Origin of the sequence: Streptomyces sp. NPDC059787 (assembly GCF_042732315.1) — a bacterium.
GTDB classification, from domain to species: domain Bacteria; phylum Actinomycetota; class Actinomycetes; order Streptomycetales; family Streptomycetaceae; genus Streptomyces; species Streptomyces atrovirens.
In genome coordinates this window covers 97,518-118,584 of the sequence record NZ_JBHWHX010000015.1, presented here as the reverse complement: position 1 = coordinate 118,584, position 21,067 = coordinate 97,518, and the positions used below count along the sequence as shown (strand labels likewise).

The window sequence follows — 21,067 nt, the reverse complement described above, 5'->3', positions numbered from 1 at the left end:
CGTCCTCTTTGCAGACGCCGGGCCCCACCGGACAGTTCCGGCGGGGCCCTCCTGGCACCGGGCTATTTCCCCGTGAACTTCTCGTACTCCCTGAGCACCTCGTCGGTGGGGCCGTCCATGCGCAGCTCACCGCGTTCCAGCCAGAGCACGCGGTCGCAGGTGTCGCGGATCGACTTGTTGTTGTGGCTGACCAGGAACACCGTGCCGGCCTGCTTGCGCAGCTCCCGGATGCGGGCCTCGGAGCGCTTCTGGAACTTGCGGTCGCCGGTGGCCAGCGCCTCGTCGATCATCAGGACGTCGTGGTCCTTGGCGGCGGCGATGGAGAAGCGCAGCCGGGCCGCCATGCCGGAGGAGTAGGTGCGCATCGGCAGGGTGATGAAGTCGCCCTTCTCGTTGATCCCGGAGAAGTCGACGATCTCCTGGTAGCGGGCCTTGATCTGCTCGCGGGACATGCCCATGGCGAGCCCGCCCAATATGACGTTCCGTTCGCCGGTCAGGTCGTTCATCAGGGCGGCGTTGACGCCGAGCAGGGAGGGCTGGCCGTCGGTGTAGACCTTGCCCTGTTCGGCGGGCAGCAGTCCGGCGATGGCCCGCAGCAGGGTCGACTTGCCGGAGCCGTTGGAGCCGATGAGCCCGATCGCCTCGCCCCGGTACGCCACGAAGGACACCCCGCGCACGGCGTGCACCTTGCGCACGCCCCGCTCCTCGCCCCGCTTGACGATGCGGCTGAGCGCCGCCGTGGCGCTGCCCTTGCCGGTCTTCGCGCCGTTGACGCGGTAGACGATGTGCAGGTCGTCCGCGATGACCGTGGGGATCTTCTCGTCGGTGGTGTCAGCCACGGCCGTACCTCTCCTCTGCCTTCCAGAAGTACACGAACCCGATCACGCCGGCCAGCAGCGCCCAGCCCACCGCGAACGCCCACACGTGCGGGGGCAGGTAGGAGGAGCCGTACTCGTCGATCATCGCGAAGCGGACCAGGTCCATGTAGACCGCCGCCGGGTTCCACTGCAGGACGTCGGCGAGCCAGGTGGGAACGTCCTTGTCGTGCAGCATCGCCGGGATGCTGAACATCACGCCGGACGCGTACATCCAGGTGCGCAGCACGAACGGCATCAGCTGGGCCAGGTCGGGCGTCTTGCTGCCCATCCGCGCGAAGACCAGCGCGAGCCCGGTGTTGAACACGAACTGCAGCAGCAGCGCCGGGATCACCAGCAGCCACGACAGATCGGGGAAACTGCCGAACCCCAGCATCACGACGACGAGCACGATCAGCGAGGCCAGCAGCTGCTGGAGCTGCTGGAGCGCGAAGGAGACGGGCAGTGAGGCTCTGGGGAAGTGCAGGGCCCGCACCAGCCCCAGGTTCCCGGAGATGGCCCGCACCCCGGCGAGGACCGAGCTCTGGGTGAAGGTGAACACGAACACGCCCGTCACCAGGAACGGCACGTAGACGTCCTTCGGGATGCCCCGGTTGGCGCCCAGCAGCAGGCCGAAGATGAAGAAGTACACCGCCGCGTTCAGCAGCGGGGTCGCCACCTGCCACAGCTGGCCGAGCTTGGCCTGGCTGTACTGGGCGGTCAGCTTCGCCCGGGAGAAGGCGAGGATGAAGTGCCGCCGGTCCCAGAGCTGACGGACGTACTCCGTCAGGGACGGCCGGGCGCCGCTGACGGACAGCCCGTACTTGGCGGCGAGCCGGTCCGCCGTCAGGCCCTCGTCGGGCGGCACGGGCGCGGTGACCGCGACCGTGCCGTCGTGCGTGGTCTCACTCACTGGTGGAAAACTTTCGTCCTCGAGATGCGCGGCCCGCGGGCGGGCCTGGCATGAGCCGGAGAGCCTGGGTACGGCCCCGATGTTCCCGGATACGAGCTTGTCAGATGACGGGGGGCCGGCCCAGTCGGGTCAGCCGCCACACCGTACGCCACTTCATGGGCCGACGGGGTCCGCAGGGGGTGGCCCAGCCCTCCCGGAAACCACCGAACCACGCCTTCAGCGCGGGGCGCGAGGGCCGGCGCAGCAGGGTGAGGAGCATCCAGACGCCCAGGTAGACCGGGACCAGGGGCGCGGGGAGGTTGCGGCGGGCCAGCCAGACCCGGTTGCGGGCGACCATGCGGTGGTAGACCGCGTGCCGCGAGGGGGCGGTGGTCGGGTGGTACAGCACCATGTCGGACCGGTAGTCGATCATCCAGCCGGCGTCCAGGGCCCGCCAGGCCAGGTCGGTCTCCTCATGGGCGTAGAAGAACTCGTCCGGCAGCCCGCCGACCTCGGCGAGGACCTTGGTGCGCACGGCGTTGGCGCCGCCGAGGAAGGTGGTCACGCGCGAGGAGCGCATCGGGTCGGAGGCGCGCAGCCGGGGCACGTGGCGGCGCTGGGTGACGCCGCTCTCCGGGTCGGCGATGCGGAAGCTGATGATGCCGAGCGCCGGGTCGGCCGTGAAGGCCTGGCGGCACAGCTCGGCGGTGTCGTGGCCGGCGAGCAGGCCGTCGTCGTCGAGGAAGAGCAGGATGTCGACGTCGGTGCCGCCGGGGCCGAAGGCCTCGATGCCGACGTTGCGGCCGCCGGGGATGCCGAGGTTCTCCGGCAGTTCCACGGTGCGGACGCCCTCGGGTACCTCGGGGACGGGCGAGCCGTTGCCGACCACGACCACCTGGACCGGATCGCCGTCCTGCTTGGCGACCGAGTCCAGCAGGGCGCGCAGCTCGTCGGGGCGGTTGCCCATGGTGATGATCACCGCGCCGACCTTCATGCCGGCGCTCACTTCAGCCTGCTGGAGGCGAGGACGGACACCAGGTGCAGCAGGGTCTGCAGCAGGGCGATGCCGGCCAGGACGGCGGTGCCCAGGCGGGTGAAGAACAGGTCGTCCCGGGCGGCGTCCGCGATCGCGAGGACCAGGATCAGCAGGGACGCCTCGATGCCGAGGATGAGGCGGTGGAACTTGAACGCGGCGGCGGCCCGGCGGGCCAGCGCCATGCCGGAGGAGCGCATCTCGGCGGCGGCCTCCTTCACCGGCGGCAGCCCGTTCTGGTGGCGGGCGACGCCGACGAGGTCGGTCTCGGCCTTGATCAGGATCGCGCCGAGCGCGGCCAGGGTGCCCAGGAAGGCCCAGAGCCAGTCGATCCGTCCGCTGCCCCACGGGTCGGCGGCGCGCAGGCCGAGGCCGACCAGGACGGCCGCGTCGGTGAGGTAGGCGCCGACCCGGTCGAGGTAGACCCCGCCGAGCGAGTACTGCTTCCGCCAGCGCGCTATCTCGCCGTCGACGCAGTCCAGCAGCAGGTAGAGCTGGACGGCGACCACGCCGAGGACGGCCCCCGTGATCCCCGGCACCAGCAGCGCCGGGGCCGCGAGGACACCGCAGACGGTCATCAGGTACGTGAGCTGGTTGGGCGTGACCCTGGTGTTCACCAGGTAGCGGTCCACCCGCAGGGACACCTCGCGCATGTAGAGGCGCCCCATCCAGTGCTCACCGCTGCGCCGGTCCTTGACCCCCGGGGGGTGCACGACCGGACGGAGTTCAGCTACCGATGGCCTTGACATAGTCGGCGTAGACGTCCTTGATCTGTTCGGTCTTCAGGTCGAGATGTTCGAGGATGGTGAAGCGTCCGGGGCGGGTCTCCGGAGCGAACTCGACGACCCGGACGAATTCGTCCGGCGTGAATCCGATCTCCTCCGGCAGCACCGGGAGTCCGTGGCGGCGGAGCACCTCGGCCATGGCGGCCGATTCCTCGTGGGCCCCGCGCAGGTACATCGCGAAGGCGGCGCCCAGTCCGCACTGCTCGCCGTGGGCGGCGGCCCGCTTGGGGTGGAGCAGGTCGAAGGCGTGGTTGATCTCGTGGCAGGCGCCGGAGGAGGGACGGGAGTCGCCGGAGACGGACATGGCGATGCCGGTGAGGACCAGCGCCTCGGCCAGCACCTGCAGGAAGCCGTCGTCGCCGACCCCGCCCGGGTGCCGCAGCACCGCCTCGCCGGCCTGCCGGGCCATGGCGGCGGCCAGGCCGTCGATCTTCTCCCCGTTGACGCGGTGGGCCAGTTCCCAGTCCGCGACGGCGGAGATGTTGGAGATGGCGTCGCCGATGCCGGACCGTACGAAACGGACCGGGGCCTCGCGGATGACGTTGAGGTCGATGACGACCGCGATCGGGTTCGGTACGCCGTAGGAGCCGCGGCCCGCGTCGTTGTCGAGGGTCGCGACCGGCGAGCAGAGGCCGTCGTGCGCGAGGTTGGTGGCGACGGCGACCAGGGGCAGGCCGACGCGCGCCGCCGCGAACTTGGCGCAGTCGATGATCTTCCCGCCGCCGAGGCCGACGACCGCGTCGTAGTGGCCGCCCTTTATGTCGCCCGCCAGCCGGACCGCGTCGTCGATGGTGCCGCCGCCGACCTCGTACCAGTCGGCGCCGGGCAGCGAGGGCGCGATCCGCTCGCGCAGCCGGGTGCCCGAGCCGCCGCTGACGGCGATGGCGAGCCGGCCGGACTGCGAGATGCGCTCGTCGGCGAGGACACAGCCCAGGTCGTCGAGGGCGCCCGGGCGGATGTCCACGACGACCGGCGAGGGGATCAGCCGGGTCAGTACTGGCACGCGATCTCCCGTCCGCGGGCGAGGTCGTCGTGGTTGTCGATCTCCACCCACTCGACGTCGCCGATCGGCGCCACGTCGATCCGGAAGCCGCGGTTCACCAGTTCCTGGTAGCCGTGCTCGTAGAACTGCTGCGGGTCTGTCTCCCACACGGTCTTCAGCGCGTCGGCCAGCTCGTCGGCGGCGTCGCCCTCGATGAGGGTGACGCCGATGTACTCGCCGGTGGCCTCGGCGGGGTCCATCAGCTTGGTGATCTTCGTCATGCCCTTGGCGGGGTCGACGACGACCTTCATCTCCTCGTCGGCGAGCTGCTTGACCGTGTCGAGGGCGAGGATGATCCGCTTGCCCTCGCCGCGGGCGGCGAGCAGGGTCTTCTCGACGGAGACCGGGTGCACGGTGTCGCCGTTGGCGAGGATCACGCCGTCCTTGAGGGCGTCACGGCCGCACCACAGGGAGTAGGCGTTGTTCCACTCCTCGGCCTTGTCGTTGTCGATGAGGGTGAGCTCGAGGCCGTACTTCGCCTCCAGGGCGGCCTTGCGCTCGTAGACGGCCTCCTTGCGGTAGCCGACGATGATCCCGACCTCGGTCAGGCCGATCTCGGCGAAGTTGCCGAGGGTGAGGTCCAGGACCGTCGGTTCGCCCTCTATGCCCGCGGGCCCCACCGGCACCAGCGCCTTGGGAAGGCTGTCGGTGTAGGGGCGCAGACGCCGTCCGGCGCCGGCCGCCAGCACGAGGCCGATCATGCGGGTTCTCCTTCATCGTGTACGGCGGGCGCCCCGGAGGACGCCCAGAAGCGGATGCTCTCGACGAGCACCACCAGGGCCACGGCCACGGCGAGGACCGTGAGCGCGACCGTGAACTGGGAGGCGGTGAGCAGTGCCGCCAGGACGGCGACCACCAGGGTGCGGCCCTCGTGCCCCCCGATCGCCCGCACCAGCCAGCGCGGGGACGCGCCCGCGTCGCCGCGGATGCGGTAGACCGTGTCGTAGTGATGGTAGGCGACCGCGGCCACCAGGCCGTAGGCCGCGGGAAGGGCTCCGTTCACGTCCGCGTCGGCCGCCAGTGCGAGGACGGTGCCGTACTCGGCGGCGCGGAAGAACGGCGGGACCAGCCAGTCGAGGGCACCCTTGAGGGGGCGGGCCACGGCGAGGGCGGAGGTCAGGGCGTAGCCGCAGGCGGCGACGATCGTCCAGGGGCCGCCGAAGCCGGTGAGCAGGGCCGTGGCGACGACGGCGAGGCCGCCGAGCAGGGCGACGGCGGGGGCGGTGAAGCCGGGCAGGCGCCGCGCGGGGTTCCTCAGCGGGCCGGTGAGGGCCTGGGCGAGCGGGCCGGAGTCGGCGAGGTCCGCGAGCGCCTGTGCCGCCCGGTCGGTCCGCTTCGCCTTGCGGGTCAGCGAGCGCAGGACCCGGCCCGCCGTGGTGTACGTCGCGGCGAAGGCGCAGCCGACGAGCAGGGCGTAGAAGGTGATCCGGGGGGTGGTGACGGCCGTGAGGACGGCGATCATCGCCCAGCGTTCACCGATCGGCAGGACGATCATGCGGCGCAGCCAGACCGTCCAGCCGACGCTGTCGAGCCTGTCGGAGAGGGCGGCGGTGGGGCTCGTGTTGGCGGTGGCGTCGTGGTTGGCCTCGTTGAAGGAGAAGTCCACGACGTGCCGGCAGGTCTGCAGGACCATCGCGCCGAGGGCGAGGGCCCATACGTCGTCGCCGCCGCGGGCGGCTCCGAGGGCGAGGCCCGCGTAGTAGGCGTACTCCTTGGCGCGGTCGAAGGTGGCGTCGAGCCAGGCGCCGAGGGTGGAGTACTGCAGGGAGTAGCGGGCGAGCTGGCCGTCGGTGCAGTCCAGCACGAAGGAGGCGAGGAGCAGCACGCCGGCGGCGACGAAGCCGGCGCGGGTGCCGGTCGCGGCGCAGCCGGCGGCTATGAGCGCGGTGATCAGGGACGCGGTGGTGACCTGGTTGGGGGTCAGTCCGCGGCGGGCGCACCAGCGGGCGATGTAGCGCGAGTACGGGCTGATGAAGTGGGTGGTGAAGAAGCCGTCGCGGGCCTTGACGGCCGACTTCAGGCGTACGGCCTCGTCGTCGACGGCGGCGACGGCCTGCCGGGCCTCGTTGCGGGTCTGGGGGTCGCCGGGGACGGTGGCGACCAGGCTGCCGAGCTCGGGGCGGTGCACGTCGGCACCCTCGGCGTCGAGGGCGGTGACGACGTGGTCGGCGGGGCTGTCGGCCAGGACGGCGGCGCCGGCCGGCCCGGCGGCGGCCGCGGAGTCCTCGCGGGCCATCGCGCGGATCAGGGCCTGGCGGCCGGCCGGCTGGGCGGTGACGGCGCCGGGGATCGCGGAGAGCGGGAAGCGGGGGTCGGTGAGGCCGAGGCGCAGCGCGTGCGTGTGGCCCACGAAGCGGGCGTCGACCACGGCGACCCGCTGTCCCGCGGGCACCCCGGCGAGCAGGGCCTTGGCCTCGGCGATGCCGGACGCGGTCCGTACGTCGAAGCCGAGGGAGCGCAGATCGCCCTCGAGTGACGAACCGGGGACCGGCTGGCCGGTGAGGATGGCGGTCGACAACCGAATCTCACTCCCTGGGTGCCGACGCGTCGACGCCGGTCATGTACACGATGAGGCGCCCGTGCGGTACCTCCGGGCGGCATGTCGGCAGAGGTTATCGGATGCCCGGAAACCCGTGTTCACCGCCTGTTCGACGGCCGGATCGGCACGGTTCGCCCGCGCCTCCGCCGCGATCATCATCGGTGATGCGGGGCCCGGCCCACAAACCGCCGTATCAGAACAGGCATTTGGTACGACTCTATGCATGGGGGACCGCCCGGTCCGCTCGGCATAGGGTGGGCGACCATGACATGGCTGATCACCGGCGGGGCCGGTTACATCGGGGCACATGTGGCGCGGGCCATGACCGGTGCCGGGGAGCGGGTCGTGGCGCTGGACGACCTCTCCGCCGGGGTGCCGGCGCGGCTGCCCGCCGACGTCCCGCTGGTCAGGGGATCGTCGCTGGACGGCGAGCTGCTGAAGCGGGTGTGCGCGGAGCACGGGGTGACGGGAGTGGTGCATCTCGCCGCACGCAAGCAGCCCGCCGAGTCCGTGGCGCACCCGACCATGTACTACCGGGAGAACCTGGGGGGCCTCGGGACGCTTCTGGACGCCGTCGCCGACGCCGGGATCGGGCGCTTCGTCTTCTCCTCGTCGGCGGCCGTGTACGGCGACCCCGGTGTGGACCTCATCACGGAGGACGCCCCCTGCGCCCCGGCCAACCCCTACGGCGAGACCAAGCTCGCCGGTGAGTGGCTGGTCCGGGCGGCGGGACGGGCGCACGGCATCGACACGGTGTGCCTGCGCTACTTCAACGTGGCGGGGGCGGCGGTGCCGGAGCTGGCCGACACCGGTGTCTTCAACATCGTGCCGATGGTCTTCGACCGGCTCACGCGTGACGAGGCCCCGCGCATCTTCGGCGACGACTACCCGACGCCGGACGGCACGTGCGTCCGTGACTACATCCACGTGGCCGATCTGGCCCAGGCGCACCTGGCGGCGGCCCGGAGGCTGTCCGAGGGGGACCTCTCGGGGGACCTGACGGTGAACATCGGCCGCGGCGAGGGCGTCTCGGTGCGCGAGCTGATCACGGCCATCGGCGAGGTCACCGGCGACACCCGGGCCCCGCTCGTCGAGGGCCGCCGCCCCGGCGACGCGCCCCGCGCGGTGGCGTCGGCCGCCCGCGCGGCCGAGCGGCTCGGCTGGACCGCCCGGCGCTCGGTGCGGGAGATGATCGAGTCGGCGTGGCAGGGGTGGCGGCTGCACCAGGGCCGCTGAGCGCCGCGCGACTGTTGTCCACCGTCTGACCTGCGGATCGTTTGCGCAGGTCAGAGCAGACGACAACGGTGTTCAGTGCCGCGTTGCGGATACCCCCTCCCCGTAGTTCACTGTGACCCGGACGGGGTCACGGGAAGGGGCCGTTTCATGGGGGCTGGGCACGATCACGGGCATGCGCACGGCGCGCCCGCCGGCGGTACCGCGAGTGCGGCGTACCGCGGCAGGCTGCGGGTGGCGCTGGCGATCACGCTCGGTGTCATGGTGGTCCAGATCGTCGGCGGTGTGCTGGCCGACTCGCTCGCGCTGGTCACGGACGCGGCCCACATGGCGACGGACGCCCTGGGCCTGGGCATGGCGTTGCTCGCGATCCACTTCGCGAGCCACCCGCCGAGCGAGCACCGCACCTTCGGCCTCGCCCGCGCGGAGATCCTCGCCGCCCTGGCCAACTGCGTGCTGCTGCTCGGCGTCGGCGGCTACGTGCTGTACGAGGCGATCGAGCGGTTCGTCACCCCGGCCGACACCAAGGGCGGCCTGGCGATGGTGTTCGGCGCGATCGGCCTGGTCGCGAACCTGGTGTCGCTGACCCTGCTGATGCGCGGGCAGAAGGAGAGCCTGAACGTGCGCGGCGCCTTCCTGGAGGTGGCGGCGGACGCGCTCGGCTCGGTCGCGGTGATCCTCGCCGCGCTGGTGATCCTGACCACCGGCTGGACGGTCGCCGACCCGATCGCCTCGCTGCTGATCGCGCTGATGATCGTGCCCCGCACCGTGAAGCTGCTGCGCGAGACGCTCGACGTCCTGCTGGAGGCGGCGCCCAAGGGCGTGGACATGGCTCAGGTGCGGGAGCACATCCTCGCCACCGACGGCGTGGAGGACGTGCACGACCTGCACGCCTGGACGATCACCTCGGGGATGCCGGTGCTCTCCGCGCACGTCGTCGTCAGCTCCGACGTCCTGAACACCATCGGGCACGAGAAGATGCTGCACGAGCTGCAGAACTGTCTGGGCGCCCACTTCGACGTGGAGCACTGCACCTTCCAGCTGGAGCCCGGCGGGCACGCGGAGCACGAGGCACGCCTGTGCCATTAGGACCGGTCCACGCGCGCCGCCGCGCGCCGATGCGCCGGAGTACGCGGTCTTCCGCCCCCGTGCGGGCGCCCCGGGGACATGCGGGCGCGTCCGGGAGTGCCGGGAGTGCCGGATTCGTGCGGCAGACTTGGGGCGCGAAGACCGAGTGAAGGATGGGTATGCCGATCACACCTGCCACCGCGACGAACAGCCCGTCGAACGGCGCCGCCGAGCCGATCCTGCTGGAACTGGTCGACGAGGACGGCGTGACGACCGGCACGGCGGAGAAGCTCGCCGCCCACCAGCCGCCGGGGCAGCTCCACCGGGCGTTCTCGGTGTTCCTGTTCGACGAGCGCGGACGGCTGCTGCTGCAGCAGCGGGCGCTGGGCAAGTACCACTCCCCCGGTGTGTGGTCCAACACCTGCTGCGGTCACCCCTACCCCGGTGAGGCGCCGTTCGCGGCGGCGGCCCGGCGGACCTTCGAGGAGCTGGGCGTCTCCCCGTCGCTGCTCGCCGAGGCCGGCACCGTCCGCTACAACCACCCGGACCCGGCCTCGGGCCTGGTGGAGCAGGAGTACAACCACCTCTTCGTCGGCATGGTGCAGTCACCGCCGCAACCGGACCCGCGGGAGGTGGCGGCCACGGCGTTCGTGACCCCGGCGGAGCTGGCGGAGCGGCACGCGCGGGACACCTTCTCGGCCTGGTTCCCGACCGTCCTGGACGCGGCCCGCCCGGCGGTCCGCGAACTGACGGGCCCGTCCGCGGGCTGGTGACCTAGGAGATCCGCGTGGGCTTGAGCGGCAGGGCGGCCCAGATCACCTTGCCGCCGGTGGTGGTGTGCTCGACGTCGCACACCCCGCCCGCCTCGCGGGTGATCTCCCGCACCAGGAGCAGTCCGCGGCCTCCGGTACGGCCGTGGTCGGTCTCCAGGGCGGTGGGCCGGTAGGGGTGGTTGTCCTCCACGGACACCCGGACCCACTCGGCGCCGACGGCGACCTCGACGGCGAGCGTCGGGGACAGCAGCGCCGCGTGCCGTACGGCGTTGGTGACCAGCTCGGAGACGATCAGCAGCAGCCCCTGCACGATGTCGTCCGCGACCGGAACCCCCTGGCGCAGCAGCAGGTCCCGCACGGCGTGGCGGGCCTGCGGGACCGAGGCGTCGACGGCCGGGGCGGTGAATCGCCAGACACCTTCGTACGGCAGCGGATCGCCGCTCTCACGCTCGATTGTCACCACACGTCGAGTGTTGGGCCCGTCGGCCCCGCCCCCCGCCCCTGAACAGAAGTCAGCGGATATCGAGCGTTTCCGACCGTCTGTGTACGACACGGTCGCTTGCGGGACCGTTCCGGTCCGCCCCGTGCCGGGTCGGCGAACTATTCGGGTTGTACGGGTTTGACGGCCGGGTGATCACCGCCGTGCGGCGCCTCACCCGGCGCCCGCGTCGTGGCCTCCTTCTCGTCGGCCAGGCGGTCGGAGACCATGCCGACGATCCGGCGTCCGCCGTAGCCGGTGGCGATCAGACCGAGCCCGTCGAAGAGCAGGGAGAGGGAGAAGAACGTACCGATGACGTACTGGCTGCTGCTGGGCCAGGTGGCCAGCACCAGGACTCCCAGGAGCAGCCCGAAGGCGCCCTGCACCAGCGTCCAGCCGAACTGCGGCCCGCGCACCACCAGGCTGCCGACGAGGCGGAACACCCCGCCGGTGAGGAACAGCAGCGCGGCGAACATGGTGAGCGCCTCGGCCGCGGCCTCCGGTGTCTTCAGGACGACCACGCCGGCCGCGATGTTCAGGGCCGCGACGACCACGCCGAGCCAGAAGAAGTTGGTGTGCCGCGCCTGGACGGCGTGCAGCAGTCCGACCAGGCCGCCGATCAGCAGCAGCCAGCCGAACAGCACCATCGAGGTCAGGGTGGCGAGGCCGGTGTAGATCAGGCCGACCAGGCCCGCGACGACCAGGATCACGCCGAGTACGGCGAGCCAGCTGAAGCCGCGGCTCAGTTTCGCGGCCTCGCCCTGGGGCTTGGTGGACTTGGCCATGACTGCCTCCTCGCTCCCGTTTCCCCTCTTCCCAGTCTCCGCCGCCCGCCCGTCCCCCGCCGGGCGGAGCCCTGTCGGCCGGGGCGCCGACCGGGGCGGATAGCATCCGGCGCATGGAGCCCCAGCTGCTGCACGGCGTCACCGGGCACGTCGCCACGGTCGTCATCCGCCATCCGGAGAAGCGCAACGCCATGACGGCCGCGATGTGGGGTTCCCTGCCGCCACTGCTGGAAACGCTGGCGGCCGACCCGGACGTACGGGTACTGGTGCTCACCGGTGAGGGCGGGACGTTCTGCGCCGGCGCCGACATCTCCACGCTCCGGGGGTCGCCGCTCGAGGCGCAGCGACTGGCCGTGGCGGCGGAGGAGGCACTCGCCGCCTTCCCCAAGCCGACCCTGGCGGCGGTCCGGGGGCACTGCGTGGGCGGCGGGGCACAGCTCGCGGCGGCCTGCGATCTGCGGTTCGCCGAGGAGGGGGCGCGGTTCGGGGTGACCCCGGCGAAGCTCGGCATCGTCTACCCGGCCTCCGCGACCCGGCGGCTGGTCTCCCTGGTCGGTCCGGCCATCGCCAAGTACCTTTTGTTCTCCGGTGAGTTGATCGAGACCGGACGGGCACTGCGCACCGGTCTGGTGGACGAGGTGCTGCCCGAGGGCGAACTGGACGAGCGGGTCGCGGAGTTCACCCGGATCCTGGCGTCCCGGTCGCAGCTGACGCAGGCCGCGGCGAAGGAGTTCGTGAGCGGTCGCACCGACCGGGACACGTACTGGAGCGAGCGGGCCGGGGAGAGCGGTGACACCGCGGAGGGCGTCGCCGCGTTCCTGGAGCGCCGGCCGCCGCGCTTCACCTGGACCGTGCCCACGTCAGGACGAAGCGGCTCTTCGACCTGAACTCCTCGAGGACGACGAGAACGGTTCGCTGCGCCGTGCCGTCGATTCCTGGCGGCACCCGGCACGGCCGCAACGAACGGGTTCCCCACCTTTCCTGCCGTGCCCGGACCGGGACGGCATGCATGTCGAAGCGTTGACGAGGTACACGCAGTCAGACCCGGCCGACGGGGCCGGGAGACGGAAGGAGAGACACATGCTGCGTGCCATCGCGGATGTCCTGCGCCAGATCGGCGGGGCCGTCGCCACCGTGGTGACCCTGCCGTTCCGGGCGCTCGCCAGGCTGTTCGGCGGGGCCTCGTCCACCGCCCGGGGCCGTCGCGCCTGACGCCACTCGTGCGGTCCCCGGGCGAGTCGCCGCCCTGATCCCCGATTGTCGGCGCCACCTGCCACAATTGCCGCGCAACCTCAGTGGAGAAGGCGGTACGGGAACGTGACGACACCCCTGACAGGGTCCATCGAAAGCAGGATCGCCGAGGAGCTCGGCGTACGGGAGCGGCAGGTCAGGGCCGCGGTGGAGCTGCTCGACGGCGGTTCGACCGTGCCCTTCATCGCCCGCTACCGCAAGGAAGCGACCGAGATGCTCGACGACGCGCAGCTGCGCACGCTCGAGGAGCGGCTGCGCTATCTGCGGGAGCTGGAGGAGCGTCGGACGGCGATCCTGGAGTCGGTGCGCGAGCAGGGCAGGCTCACCGGCGAACTCGAGGCGCGGATCCGGGGCGCGGAGACCAAGGCGCGCCTGGAGGACATCTACCTGCCGTACAAGCCCAAGCGACGCACCAAGGCGCAGATCGCGCGTGAGGCGGGGCTCGAGCCGCTGGCGGAGGGGCTGCTCGGTGACCCGGGTGTCGAGCCCCTCTCCGCGGCCGCCGCGTTCGTGGACGCCGGCAAGGGCGTCGCCGATCCTCAGGCCGCCCTGGACGGCGCGCGGGCGATCCTCACCGAGCGGTTCTCGGAAGACGCCGACCTGATCGGCGAGCTGCGCGAGCGCATGTGGGTGCGCGGGCGGCTGACCGCGAAGGTGCGTGACGGCAAGGAGGAGGCGGGCGCGAAGTTCTCCGACTACTTCGACTTCGCCGAGCCGTTCACCGATCTGCCCTCGCACCGGATCCTGGCGATGCTGCGCGGCGAGAAGGAGGAGGTCCTCGACCTCGTCCTGGAGCCGGAGGAGCCGGTGGACGGCCCGTCGTCGTACGAGGGGATCGTCGCCGGCCGGTTCGGGATCTCCCAGCAGGGACGTCCGGCCGACAAGTGGCTGGGCGACACGGTCCGCTGGGCCTGGCGTACGCGCATCCTGGTGCACCTCGGCATCGATCTGCGGCTGCGGCTGCGGACGGCGGCCGAGGACGAGGCGGTGCGGGTCTTCGCGGCCAATCTGCGCGACCTGCTGCTCGCCGCCCCGGCCGGTACGCGCGCGACGCTCGGCCTCGACCCCGGTTTCCGTACGGGGGTGAAGGTCGCCGTGGTGGACGCGACCGGCAAGGTCGTCGCCACGGACGTCATCCATCCGCATGTCCCGGCCAACCGGTGGGACGAGGCGATCGCCGGGCTGGCGCGGCTGGCGAAGGAGCACGCGGTCGAGCTGATCGCGATCGGCAACGGCACGGCGTCCCGCGAGACCGACAAGCTCGCCGGTGAACTCATCACCAAGCACCCCGAGTTGAAGCTGACCAAGGTGATGGTGTCCGAGGCGGGCGCCTCCGTGTACTCGGCCTCCGCCTTCGCCTCCCAGGAGCTGCCCGACATGGACGTGTCGCTGCGCGGCGCGGTGTCGATCGCACGCCGGCTCCAGGACCCGCTGGCCGAGCTGGTGAAGATCGACCCGAAGTCGATCGGGGTCGGCCAGTACCAGCACGACCTGTCCGAGGTGAAGCTGTCGCGTTCGCTGGACGCGGTGGTGGAGGACTGTGTGAACGGCGTGGGTGTGGACGTCAACACCGCGTCGGCGCCGCTGCTCGCGCGGGTCTCCGGTGTCAGCTCCGGGCTCGCCGAGAACATCGTGGCGCACCGGGACTCCAACGGTCCGTTCCGGTCGCGTGGTGAGCTGAAGAAGGTGGCGCGGCTCGGCCCGAAGGCGTACGAGCAGTGTGCGGGCTTCCTGCGGATCCGCGGCGGTGACGATCCGCTGGACGCGTCCAGTGTGCACCCGGAGGCGTACCCGGTGGTGCGGCGGATGGTGAAGTCCTCCGGGGCGGAGGTCGCCGCGCTGATCGGGAACACGGCGGTGCTGCGGTCGCTGCGGGCGGGGGACTTCGTGGACGAGAAGTTCGGTCTGCCGACCGTGGGCGACATCCTGAAGGAGCTGGAGAAGCCGGGGCGGGACCCGCGGCCGGCGTTCAGGACGGCTGTCTTCAAGGAGGGGGTGGAGAAGATCTCCGATCTGGCCTCCGGGATGGTGCTGGAGGGCGTCGTGACGAACGTGGCCGCGTTCGGGGCGTTCGTGGATGTCGGTGTGCACCAGGACGGGCTGGTGCATGTGTCGGCCATGTCGAAGACGTTCGTGAAGGATCCGCGGGATGTGGTGAAGCCGGGGGACATCGTCAAGGTGAAGGTGCTCGACGTGGACATCCCGCGGAAGCGGATTTCGCTGACGCTGCGGCTGGACGACGAGGCTGCGCCTCAGGCGGAGCAGCAGGGGCAGCGCGCGGGGCGGCAGGGGGGTCGGCCGCCGAAGCAGCGGCAGCAGGGGCGTTCCGGAGGGAAGGGACAGTCTGCTGCACCCGCTCCGGCCAGCGGGGCGATGGCCGACGCGTTGCGGCGGGCCGGGTTGGCGTAGTCGGGGCTGGGCGGGGGTGGGTGCGCGGGCCCGGCGCTTGCCGGGTGCCGCCCGCGCCCACCCGTGCCGCCCCGGCGGCACGATTGCCCGCGGAGGGGGCGGGGGTGACTACCCGCGGAGGGGCGGGGTGACTGCCCGCGGAGGGGCGGGTGGGGTGACTGCCCGCGGTTACGCGGGGGCCTCCGTCACCTTGCCGTCCGTGACCTCCAGGCGCCTGTTGACCCTCACCGCGTTCAGCATGCGGCGGTCGTGGGTGATCAGGAGGAGGGTGCCCTGGTAGGTGTTCAGGGCTGATTCGAGTTGTTCGATCGCCGGTAGGTCCAGGTGGTTGGTCGGCTCGTCGAGGATCAGGAGGTTGACGCCCCTGCCCTGGAGGAGGGCCAGGGCTGCCCTCGTGCGTTCGCCCGGGGAGAGGGTGGCCGCGGGGCGCACGACGTGGTCCGCCTTGAGGCCGAACTTGGCCAGGAGCGTGCGGATGTCGGCCGGGTCCAGGTCGGGGACCGCCGGGCGGAACGCGTCGAGCAGGGTCTCCGGGCCGTGGAACAGCGCGCGGGCCTGGTCGACCTCGCCGAGCAGGACGCCGGAGCCGAGCGCCGCGTGCCCGGCGTCGAGCGGGACGCGGCCCAGGAGGGCGCCGAGCAGGGTGGACTTGCCGGCGCCGTTCGCGCCCGTCACCGCCACCCGGTCCGCCCAGTCGATCTGCAGGGAGACCGGGCCGAGCGTGAAGCCTCCGCGTCGGACCTCGGCGTCCCGGAGGGTGGCGACGACCGCGCCCGAGCGAGGGGCCGACGCGATCTCCATGCGCAGCTCCCACTCCTTGCGCGGCTCCTCGACCACCTCCAGGCGTTCGATCATGCGCTGGGTCTGACGCGCCTTCGCGGCCTGCTTCTCGCTGGCCTCGCTGCGGAACTTGCGGCCGATCTTGTCGTTGTCGTTGCCCGCCTTGCGGCGCGCGTTCTTCACGCCCTTGTCCATCCAGGCGCGCTGCGTCTGCGCCCGGTCCTGGAGCGCGGCCTTCTTGTCGGCGTACTCCTCGTACTCGTCGCGGGCGTGCCGGCGGGCCACGTCCCGCTCCTCCAGATAGGCCTCGTAGCCACCGCCGTAGAGGTTGATCTGCCGCTGGGCGAGGTCGAGTTCGAGGACCTTGGTGACCGTGCGGGTGAGGAACTCGCGGTCGTGGCTGACGACGACCGTGCCGGCGCGCAGGCCGGTCACGAAGCGTTCGAGGCGTTCCAGGCCGTCCAGGTCGAGGTCGTTGGTCGGCTCGTCGAGGAGGAAGACGTCGTAGCGGGAGAGGAGGAGGGAGGCGAGTCCGGCGCGGGCCGCCTGGCCTCCGGAGAGTGAGGTCATCGGCTGGTCCAGGCCGACGGCCAGGCCGAGGGAGCCGGCGACCTCCTCGGCGCGCTCGTCGAGGTCGGCGCCGCCCAGGGACAGCCAGCGCTCCAGGCTGGTGGCGTACGCGTCGTCCGCGCCCGGCGCGCCGTCGACCAGGGCCTGGGTCGCCTCGTCCATGGTCCGCTGAGCCTCGGCGACACCGGTACGACGGGCCAGGAACGCCCGTACGCTCTCGCCGGGCCGGCGCTCCGGCTCCTGCGGGAGGTGCCCGACGGTCGCGGTGGGCGGGGAGAGGCGCAGCTCGCCCTGTTCCGGTGCGGTGAGGCCGGCGAACAGGCGCAGCAGCGTGGACTTGCCCGCGCCGTTGGCACCGACCAGACCGATCACGTCGCCGGGCGCGACGACGAGGTCGAGGCCGGTGAACAGGGAGCGGTCGCCGTGCCCGGCGGCGAGGTTCTTGGCGACGAGGGTGGCAGTCATCAGACCGCCGATCCTAATGGCCGCGTGCGGCCGGCCGCGCCCCGGTTCTCACCGCGCCACCTCCGTCACCAGTACCGTCCCGCCGGTGCGCGCGACCAGGTACGCCTCGCCCCTCACCGCCTTGCCGTCCAGCGGGACACGGTGGCGGCCGGGTTCGAGCACGCCGTCGAAGAGGTCCCGGGTGCGGGTGCGGGAGAGGCGGTCGATCCGGTACGCGGTGAGCCTGACCCGGCAGGACGAGGCGACCTCCAGCTCCGCCGCGTCGCCGGCGGCGGTGAGTTCCGTCAGGCGGCGCCGGTCCCGCGGGCCGCGCTCCAGGGCCTGTTCGGTCTGGGCGACGAGGAGCGGGACGACGGGGGCGAAGCCGTCGACGCAGGGCACGTCGACGCCGGCGCCGGCGAAGGCGCGGCGGACGGCGTCGCGTTCGCCGTCGCTCACCGACCGGCCGAAGACCACGGCGCCGTAGCCGCGCAGTTCGTCGGCGGGGACGCCGTCCGCGTCGTGGGCGATGTCGGCGCCGATGCCGATGGTGCGCAGGGCCGCGGCGAGCCTGGCGAGCAGGGCGACCCGGGCGCCGATCAGCAGGACCCGGCGGCGGGCGCCGGGGACGTCGCCGTCGAGGAGGGAGGCGAGGGCCGTACGGTATTCGGTGCCCTGGAAGCGGAACGGGCCCAGGCCGTGGTAGCCGTTGAGCTCCAGGTCGGCGTGCTCGTCGGTCTGCCAGGCGAAGTCGCGCCAGATGAAGTCCTCGCCGTCCCGTTCGATGACCGCGGTCACCGCGCCGCAGGCGAGGTCCTCGCACTCGGGGCAGCCGTAGACGATGTACCGGCCGGCGGGCAGCGGTGCCTCGCTCTCCAGCAGCAGGCCCTGGACCTGGGCGGTGAAGAGGGAGGGCGGGACGTCGGAGGCGAGCGGGGAGACGGCGTCCAGGTCGGAGAGGCGGAAGAGCAGCGGGCATCCGTCGACGACGAAGTCGACGAAGTCCCGGTGGACTTGGTAGGCACCGTCGGCGAGGAGTCCACCGGCTCTCGTCGCCGGTGCCAGGCCGAAGGTCGCGTACTCGGCAGACATGCTGTGAGTATTCCCACCGCGGGACGGACCTGAGCACGGCATGACATATTCCGCTACGGTCCCCCGATGGGAACCGGACTGGACCGCGATGTCCTGGTGATCGGCGGCGGGGTCGTCGGGCTGACGACGGCGGTGGTGCTCGCCGAGCGCGGCGTACGGGTACGGCTGTGGACGCGCGACCCGGTCGGGCGGACCACCTCGGCGGTCGCGGGCGCGCTGTGGTGGCCGTACCGGATCGAGCCGGTGACGTCGGTGCGCGCGTGGGCGCTGCGCTCGCTGGAGGTGTACGAGGAGCTGGCGGCGCGGCCGGAGGCCACGGGCGTACGGATGGTCGAAGGGGTACTGGGCGAGACGGGGCTCGACGAGGTCGGCGCGTGGGCCGCGGCACGGCTGCCGGGGCTGCGCGTGGCGACGGCGGAGGAGTATCCCGTCGGGTCGGGGGTGTGGGCGCGGCTGCCGCTCGTCGACATGCCGGTTCATCTGCCGTGGTTGCGGGAGCGGTTCCTGGCGGCGGGGGGTGCGGTGGAGACGCGTACGGTGGCGGACCTGGCGGAGGCCGGTGCGGCGGTGGTGGTCAACTGCACGGGGCTGGGGGCACGGGAGCTGGTGCCGGATCGCTCGGTGCGGCCGGTGCGGGGGCAGTTGGTGGTCGTGGAGAATCCGGGGGTCCGTACGTGGACGGTGTCCACGGGGGCGGACGGTTCGATGGCGTACCTCTTCCCGCAGCCGGGGCGGTTGGTGCTGGGGGGTACGGCGGAGGAGGACGCGTGGTCCCTGGAGCCGGATCCGGGGGTGGCCGAGGCGATCGTGCGGCGGTGTGCGGTGCTGTGTCCGGCTGTCGCGGGGGCGCGTGTTCTGGAGCATCGGGTGGGGTTGCGGCCGGCTCGGGACGCGGTGCGGCTGGAGCGCGTGTCCCTGCCGGATGGACGGGCCCTGGTGCACAACTACGGTCACGGGGGTGCGGGGGTCACGGTGGCGTGGGGCTGTGCGGAGGAGGCGGCAGTACTCGCCGCCGTCTGAACCGGCCGGGGCGTGCTCGGCCGGCTCCTGACTGCAAGGTGCCGTCGCGCCCACCCGTGCCGCCCCAGCGGCACGACTGCCCGCGGATCGGCACGCGCCTGCCCCAGCCGTGCGGACGCCAGCAGATCGACATGTACCCACCCCAACCGTGCGGATGCCCGCGGATCGGCACGGGCCCACCACAGCCGTGCGGCCGGTGTGCGAGGGTGTCAGTGTTTGCCGATGGGGTCGCCCTCCACGTCCGGGCCTCGGCCCGGGCCCACTCGGATCTCGAATTCGCCGTCGTATTTCCTGTGGCCCTCGATGACCGCGAGCTCCACCGCTTCCGAGCCCATCTCGCCCCGCACGATGAGCGGGTCGCGGCGCAGGTCGCGCATGAGTGCCACGCACATGAAGATCATCACGATGACGAACGGGGCCGCCGCGAGGATCGTGAGGTTCTGCAGACCGGTCAGCGCGTCGCCCTGCCCGCTGCCGACCAGCAGCATGATCGCCGCCACCGCGCCGGTGACCACGCCCCAGAAGACCACCACCCAGCGGCTGGGTTCGAGCGCGCCCTTCTGCGAGAGGGTGCCCATCACGATGGAGGCCGCGTCGGCTCCCGAGACGAAGAAGATACCGACGAGGATCATCACCAGCAGGCTGGTGCCGGTGGCGACGGGGTACTCCTGGAGCACGGCGAAGAGCCGGCCCTCGGGGGTCGTCTCGTCGCCGAGCCGGTTCTGCTCCTGCAGCTTCATCGCCGAGCCGCCGAAGATCGCGAACCAGACCAGGCTGACCGTGCTGGGGACCAGGATGACCCCGCCGATGAACTGGCGGATGGTCCGGCCCCGGCTGATGCGGGCGATGAACATGCCGACGAAGGGCGTCCAGGAGATCCACCAGGCCCAGTAGAAGACGGTCCAGCTGCCCAGCCACGCGGGGACGTCCTCACCGCCGCTGATCTCGGTGCGGCCGGCCAGCTGGGGCAGGTCACCGAGGTAGCCGAAGACCGAGGTCGGCAGCAGGTCGAGGACGAGGATGGTGGGGCCCGCGACGAACACGAACACGGCGAGGATCAGGGCCAGCACCATGTTGATGTTCGACAGCCACTGGATGCCCTTCTCCACACCGGAGATCGCGGAGGCCACGAACGCCACGGTCAGCACCGCGATGATGCCGACCAGCAGCCCCGTGCTGACCTTGCCCATCCAGTCGAGCTTCTCCACACCGGAGCCGATCTGCAGCGCGCCGAGGCCGAGCGAGGCCGCGGAGCCGAAGACCGTCGCGATGATGGCGAGCACGTCGATGACCCGGCCGCCGACGCCGTTGGCGTTCTTCTCACCGATGAGCGGGGTGAACACGGCGCTGATGGTCTGACGGCGGCGTCTGCGGAAGGTGCTGTAGGCGATGGCGAGGCCGACGACCGCGTAGATCGCCCACGGGTGGAGCGTCCAGTGGAAGAGGGTGGTCGCCATGGCCGTCTCCATGCGATCGCCCGAGTCGGCCGGGCTGGTGCCCGGCGGGGGTGTCGTGTAGTGCGCCAGCGGTTCGCTCACGCCCCAGAACATCAGGCCGATGCCCATGCCGGCGCTGAACATCATGGCGATCCACGACACCGTGCGGAACTCCGGTTCCTCGCCCTCGGCACCGAGGTGGATCCGGCCGTAGCGGCTGGCCGCCAGCCAGAGGGCGAAGACGACGAAGCCGGAGGCGGCCAGCATGAACGCCCAGCCTCCGTTGTGCATCAGCCCGCCGAGCATGGTGGTGGAGGCGTCCTCGAGCGAGTCCGTCCCGACGGCGCCCCACAGCACGAACGCGAGGGTGAGTACGGCCGTGACGCCGAACACCACCCGGTCGGTCCGCGGACGCTCCCGGCCCGGCAGGCCCGCTTCCGAACCCGGCAGCGGGCCCGCCGTGTCGTCTTTGTCGCTGTGCTGGTTCTGCGTCACAGGCGGCACCTTTCCTCAGAGCCGTTGGGCGGAGAACCCTCCTCCCGCTACGCCCCTACCACCTTTGGCGCAAAACTCACCTCAGTGG

General features: G+C 71.9%; 19 protein-coding genes. 7 read left to right on the top strand and 12 right to left on the bottom strand.

Annotated features, from left to right (window positions below):
• Positions 1-62 precede the first annotated feature (62 nt).
• The 7 genes from ACFV5H_RS17060 to ACFV5H_RS17030 form a co-directional block, all read right to left on the bottom strand.
• On the bottom strand, positions 63-839 hold the full coding sequence (locus tag ACFV5H_RS17060) for an ABC transporter ATP-binding protein (RefSeq protein ID WP_385058822.1): 777 nt from the start codon (positions 837-839) through the stop codon (positions 63-65).
• On the bottom strand, positions 832-1,767 hold the full coding sequence (locus ACFV5H_RS17055; protein ID WP_385195519.1) for an ABC transporter permease: 936 nt from the start codon (positions 1,765-1,767) through the stop codon (positions 832-834). The genes ACFV5H_RS17060 and ACFV5H_RS17055 overlap by 8 nt, the downstream gene beginning before the upstream one ends.
• Before the next feature lie 100 nt (positions 1,768-1,867).
• Entirely contained in the window at positions 1,868-2,740 is an 873-nt protein-coding gene (locus ACFV5H_RS17050) for a glycosyltransferase family 2 protein (protein ID WP_385055806.1), read from the bottom strand.
• 8 nt (positions 2,741-2,748) lie between these two features.
• Positions 2,749-3,528 (bottom strand): CDP-alcohol phosphatidyltransferase family protein, encoded by a 780-nt coding sequence (locus ACFV5H_RS17045; RefSeq protein ID WP_385195516.1) that lies wholly within the window; start codon positions 3,526-3,528, stop codon positions 2,749-2,751.
• A complete protein-coding gene (locus tag ACFV5H_RS17040) occupies positions 3,506-4,567 on the bottom strand; it encodes an iron-containing alcohol dehydrogenase family protein (RefSeq protein ID WP_385055800.1) in 1,062 nt (353 codons plus the stop codon). The genes ACFV5H_RS17045 and ACFV5H_RS17040 overlap by 23 nt, the downstream gene beginning before the upstream one ends.
• The gene (locus ACFV5H_RS17035; protein WP_385055797.1) at positions 4,555-5,307 is read right to left on the bottom strand and encodes a sugar phosphate nucleotidyltransferase; all 753 of its coding nucleotides are present in this window, start codon (positions 5,305-5,307) and stop codon (positions 4,555-4,557) included. The genes ACFV5H_RS17040 and ACFV5H_RS17035 overlap by 13 nt, the downstream gene beginning before the upstream one ends.
• Positions 5,304-7,124 (bottom strand): DUF5941 domain-containing protein, encoded by a 1,821-nt coding sequence (locus ACFV5H_RS17030; protein WP_385195514.1) that lies wholly within the window; start codon positions 7,122-7,124, stop codon positions 5,304-5,306. Before ACFV5H_RS17030 ends, ACFV5H_RS17035 begins: the two co-directional genes overlap by 4 nt.
• Before the next feature lie 285 nt (positions 7,125-7,409).
• Here ACFV5H_RS17030 and galE point away from each other — a divergent pair, with 285 nt between their 5' ends.
• The 3 genes from galE (at position 7,410) to idi (ending at position 10,219) form a co-directional block, all read left to right on the top strand.
• Positions 7,410-8,381, top strand: coding sequence for a UDP-glucose 4-epimerase GalE (galE, locus tag ACFV5H_RS17025; protein ID WP_385055791.1), 972 nt, complete (start codon positions 7,410-7,412; stop codon positions 8,379-8,381).
• A 147-nt stretch (positions 8,382-8,528) separates the two neighbouring features.
• Positions 8,529-9,467, top strand: a complete 939-nt coding sequence (locus tag ACFV5H_RS17020; protein ID WP_385195511.1) for a cation diffusion facilitator family transporter — start codon at positions 8,529-8,531, stop codon at positions 9,465-9,467.
• A 158-nt stretch (positions 9,468-9,625) separates the two neighbouring features.
• On the top strand, positions 9,626-10,219 hold the full coding sequence (idi, locus tag ACFV5H_RS17015) for an isopentenyl-diphosphate Delta-isomerase (protein ID WP_385055786.1): 594 nt from the start codon (positions 9,626-9,628) through the stop codon (positions 10,217-10,219).
• A gap of 1 nt (position 10,220) precedes the next feature.
• On the opposite strand, the gene ACFV5H_RS17010 is transcribed toward idi, so the two are convergent.
• Positions 10,221-10,682 carry an ATP-binding protein gene (locus ACFV5H_RS17010; protein ID WP_385055783.1) on the bottom strand — a complete coding sequence of 154 codons (462 nt, stop codon included), beginning with the start codon at positions 10,680-10,682 and terminating at the stop codon, positions 10,221-10,223.
• Positions 10,683-10,819: 137 nt separating this feature from the next.
• Positions 10,820-11,482 carry an HdeD family acid-resistance protein gene (locus ACFV5H_RS17005; protein WP_385195509.1) on the bottom strand — a complete coding sequence of 221 codons (663 nt, stop codon included), beginning with the start codon at positions 11,480-11,482 and terminating at the stop codon, positions 10,820-10,822.
• Positions 11,483-11,595: 113 nt separating this feature from the next.
• On the opposite strand from ACFV5H_RS17005, the gene ACFV5H_RS17000 reads away from it, so the two are divergent.
• The 3 genes from ACFV5H_RS17000 (at position 11,596) to ACFV5H_RS16990 (ending at position 15,142) form a co-directional block, all read left to right on the top strand.
• Positions 11,596-12,369: an enoyl-CoA hydratase/isomerase family protein gene (locus tag ACFV5H_RS17000; protein WP_385195507.1), complete on the top strand. Its 774-nt coding sequence runs from the start codon at positions 11,596-11,598 to the stop codon at positions 12,367-12,369.
• A gap of 193 nt (positions 12,370-12,562) precedes the next feature.
• Positions 12,563-12,694, top strand: a complete 132-nt coding sequence (locus tag ACFV5H_RS16995; protein ID WP_256923486.1) for an LPFR motif small protein — start codon at positions 12,563-12,565, stop codon at positions 12,692-12,694.
• 105 nt (positions 12,695-12,799) lie between these two features.
• A complete protein-coding gene (locus ACFV5H_RS16990) occupies positions 12,800-15,142 on the top strand; it encodes a Tex family protein (RefSeq protein WP_385195504.1) in 2,343 nt (780 codons plus the stop codon).
• Between the two features lie 168 nt (positions 15,143-15,310).
• Here the strand turns inward: ACFV5H_RS16990 and ACFV5H_RS16985 are convergent, their stop codons facing one another.
• Both ACFV5H_RS16985 and ACFV5H_RS16980 read right to left on the bottom strand, forming a co-directional pair.
• The gene (locus ACFV5H_RS16985; protein WP_385195501.1) at positions 15,311-16,957 is read right to left on the bottom strand and encodes an ABC-F family ATP-binding cassette domain-containing protein; all 1,647 of its coding nucleotides are present in this window, start codon (positions 16,955-16,957) and stop codon (positions 15,311-15,313) included.
• A 48-nt stretch (positions 16,958-17,005) separates the two neighbouring features.
• The gene (locus ACFV5H_RS16980) at positions 17,006-18,028 is read right to left on the bottom strand and encodes an oxidoreductase (protein WP_385195499.1); all 1,023 of its coding nucleotides are present in this window, start codon (positions 18,026-18,028) and stop codon (positions 17,006-17,008) included.
• Between the two features lie 66 nt (positions 18,029-18,094).
• Here ACFV5H_RS16980 and ACFV5H_RS16975 point away from each other — a divergent pair, with 66 nt between their 5' ends.
• Positions 18,095-19,048 carry an FAD-dependent oxidoreductase gene (locus tag ACFV5H_RS16975; RefSeq protein WP_385195497.1) on the top strand — a complete coding sequence of 318 codons (954 nt, stop codon included), beginning with the start codon at positions 18,095-18,097 and terminating at the stop codon, positions 19,046-19,048.
• A gap of 209 nt (positions 19,049-19,257) precedes the next feature.
• Here the strand turns inward: ACFV5H_RS16975 and ACFV5H_RS16970 are convergent, their stop codons facing one another.
• The gene (locus tag ACFV5H_RS16970; protein WP_385195495.1) at positions 19,258-20,979 is read right to left on the bottom strand and encodes a BCCT family transporter; all 1,722 of its coding nucleotides are present in this window, start codon (positions 20,977-20,979) and stop codon (positions 19,258-19,260) included.
• Between the last annotated feature and the right edge of the window lie 88 nt (positions 20,980-21,067).

What these genes read in the sequence shown, in the direction of transcription:
- ACFV5H_RS17050 (WP_385055806.1), bottom strand. Translation starts at nt 2,740, where the DNA reads ATGAAGGTCGGCGCGGTGATCATCACCATGGGCAACCGCCCCGACGAG.
- ACFV5H_RS17045 (WP_385195516.1), bottom strand. Translation starts at nt 3,528, where the DNA reads ATGTCAAGGCCATCGGTAGCTGAACTCCGTCCGGTCGTGCACCCCCCG.
- ACFV5H_RS17035 (WP_385055797.1), bottom strand. Translation starts at nt 5,307, where the DNA reads ATGATCGGCCTCGTGCTGGCGGCCGGCGCCGGACGGCGTCTGCGCCCC.
- galE (WP_385055791.1), top strand. Translation starts at nt 7,410, where the DNA reads ATGACATGGCTGATCACCGGCGGGGCCGGTTACATCGGGGCACATGTG.
- ACFV5H_RS17020 (WP_385195511.1), top strand. Translation starts at nt 8,529, where the DNA reads ATGGGGGCTGGGCACGATCACGGGCATGCGCACGGCGCGCCCGCCGGC.
- idi (WP_385055786.1), top strand. Translation starts at nt 9,626, where the DNA reads ATGCCGATCACACCTGCCACCGCGACGAACAGCCCGTCGAACGGCGCC.
- ACFV5H_RS17005 (WP_385195509.1), bottom strand. Translation starts at nt 11,482, where the DNA reads ATGGCCAAGTCCACCAAGCCCCAGGGCGAGGCCGCGAAACTGAGCCGC.
- ACFV5H_RS17000 (WP_385195507.1), top strand. Translation starts at nt 11,596, where the DNA reads ATGGAGCCCCAGCTGCTGCACGGCGTCACCGGGCACGTCGCCACGGTC.
- ACFV5H_RS16995 (WP_256923486.1), top strand. Translation starts at nt 12,563, where the DNA reads ATGCTGCGTGCCATCGCGGATGTCCTGCGCCAGATCGGCGGGGCCGTC.
- ACFV5H_RS16985 (WP_385195501.1), bottom strand. Translation starts at nt 16,957, where the DNA reads ATGACTGCCACCCTCGTCGCCAAGAACCTCGCCGCCGGGCACGGCGAC.
- ACFV5H_RS16980 (WP_385195499.1), bottom strand. Translation starts at nt 18,028, where the DNA reads ATGTCTGCCGAGTACGCGACCTTCGGCCTGGCACCGGCGACGAGAGCC.
- ACFV5H_RS16975 (WP_385195497.1), top strand. Translation starts at nt 18,095, where the DNA reads ATGGGAACCGGACTGGACCGCGATGTCCTGGTGATCGGCGGCGGGGTC.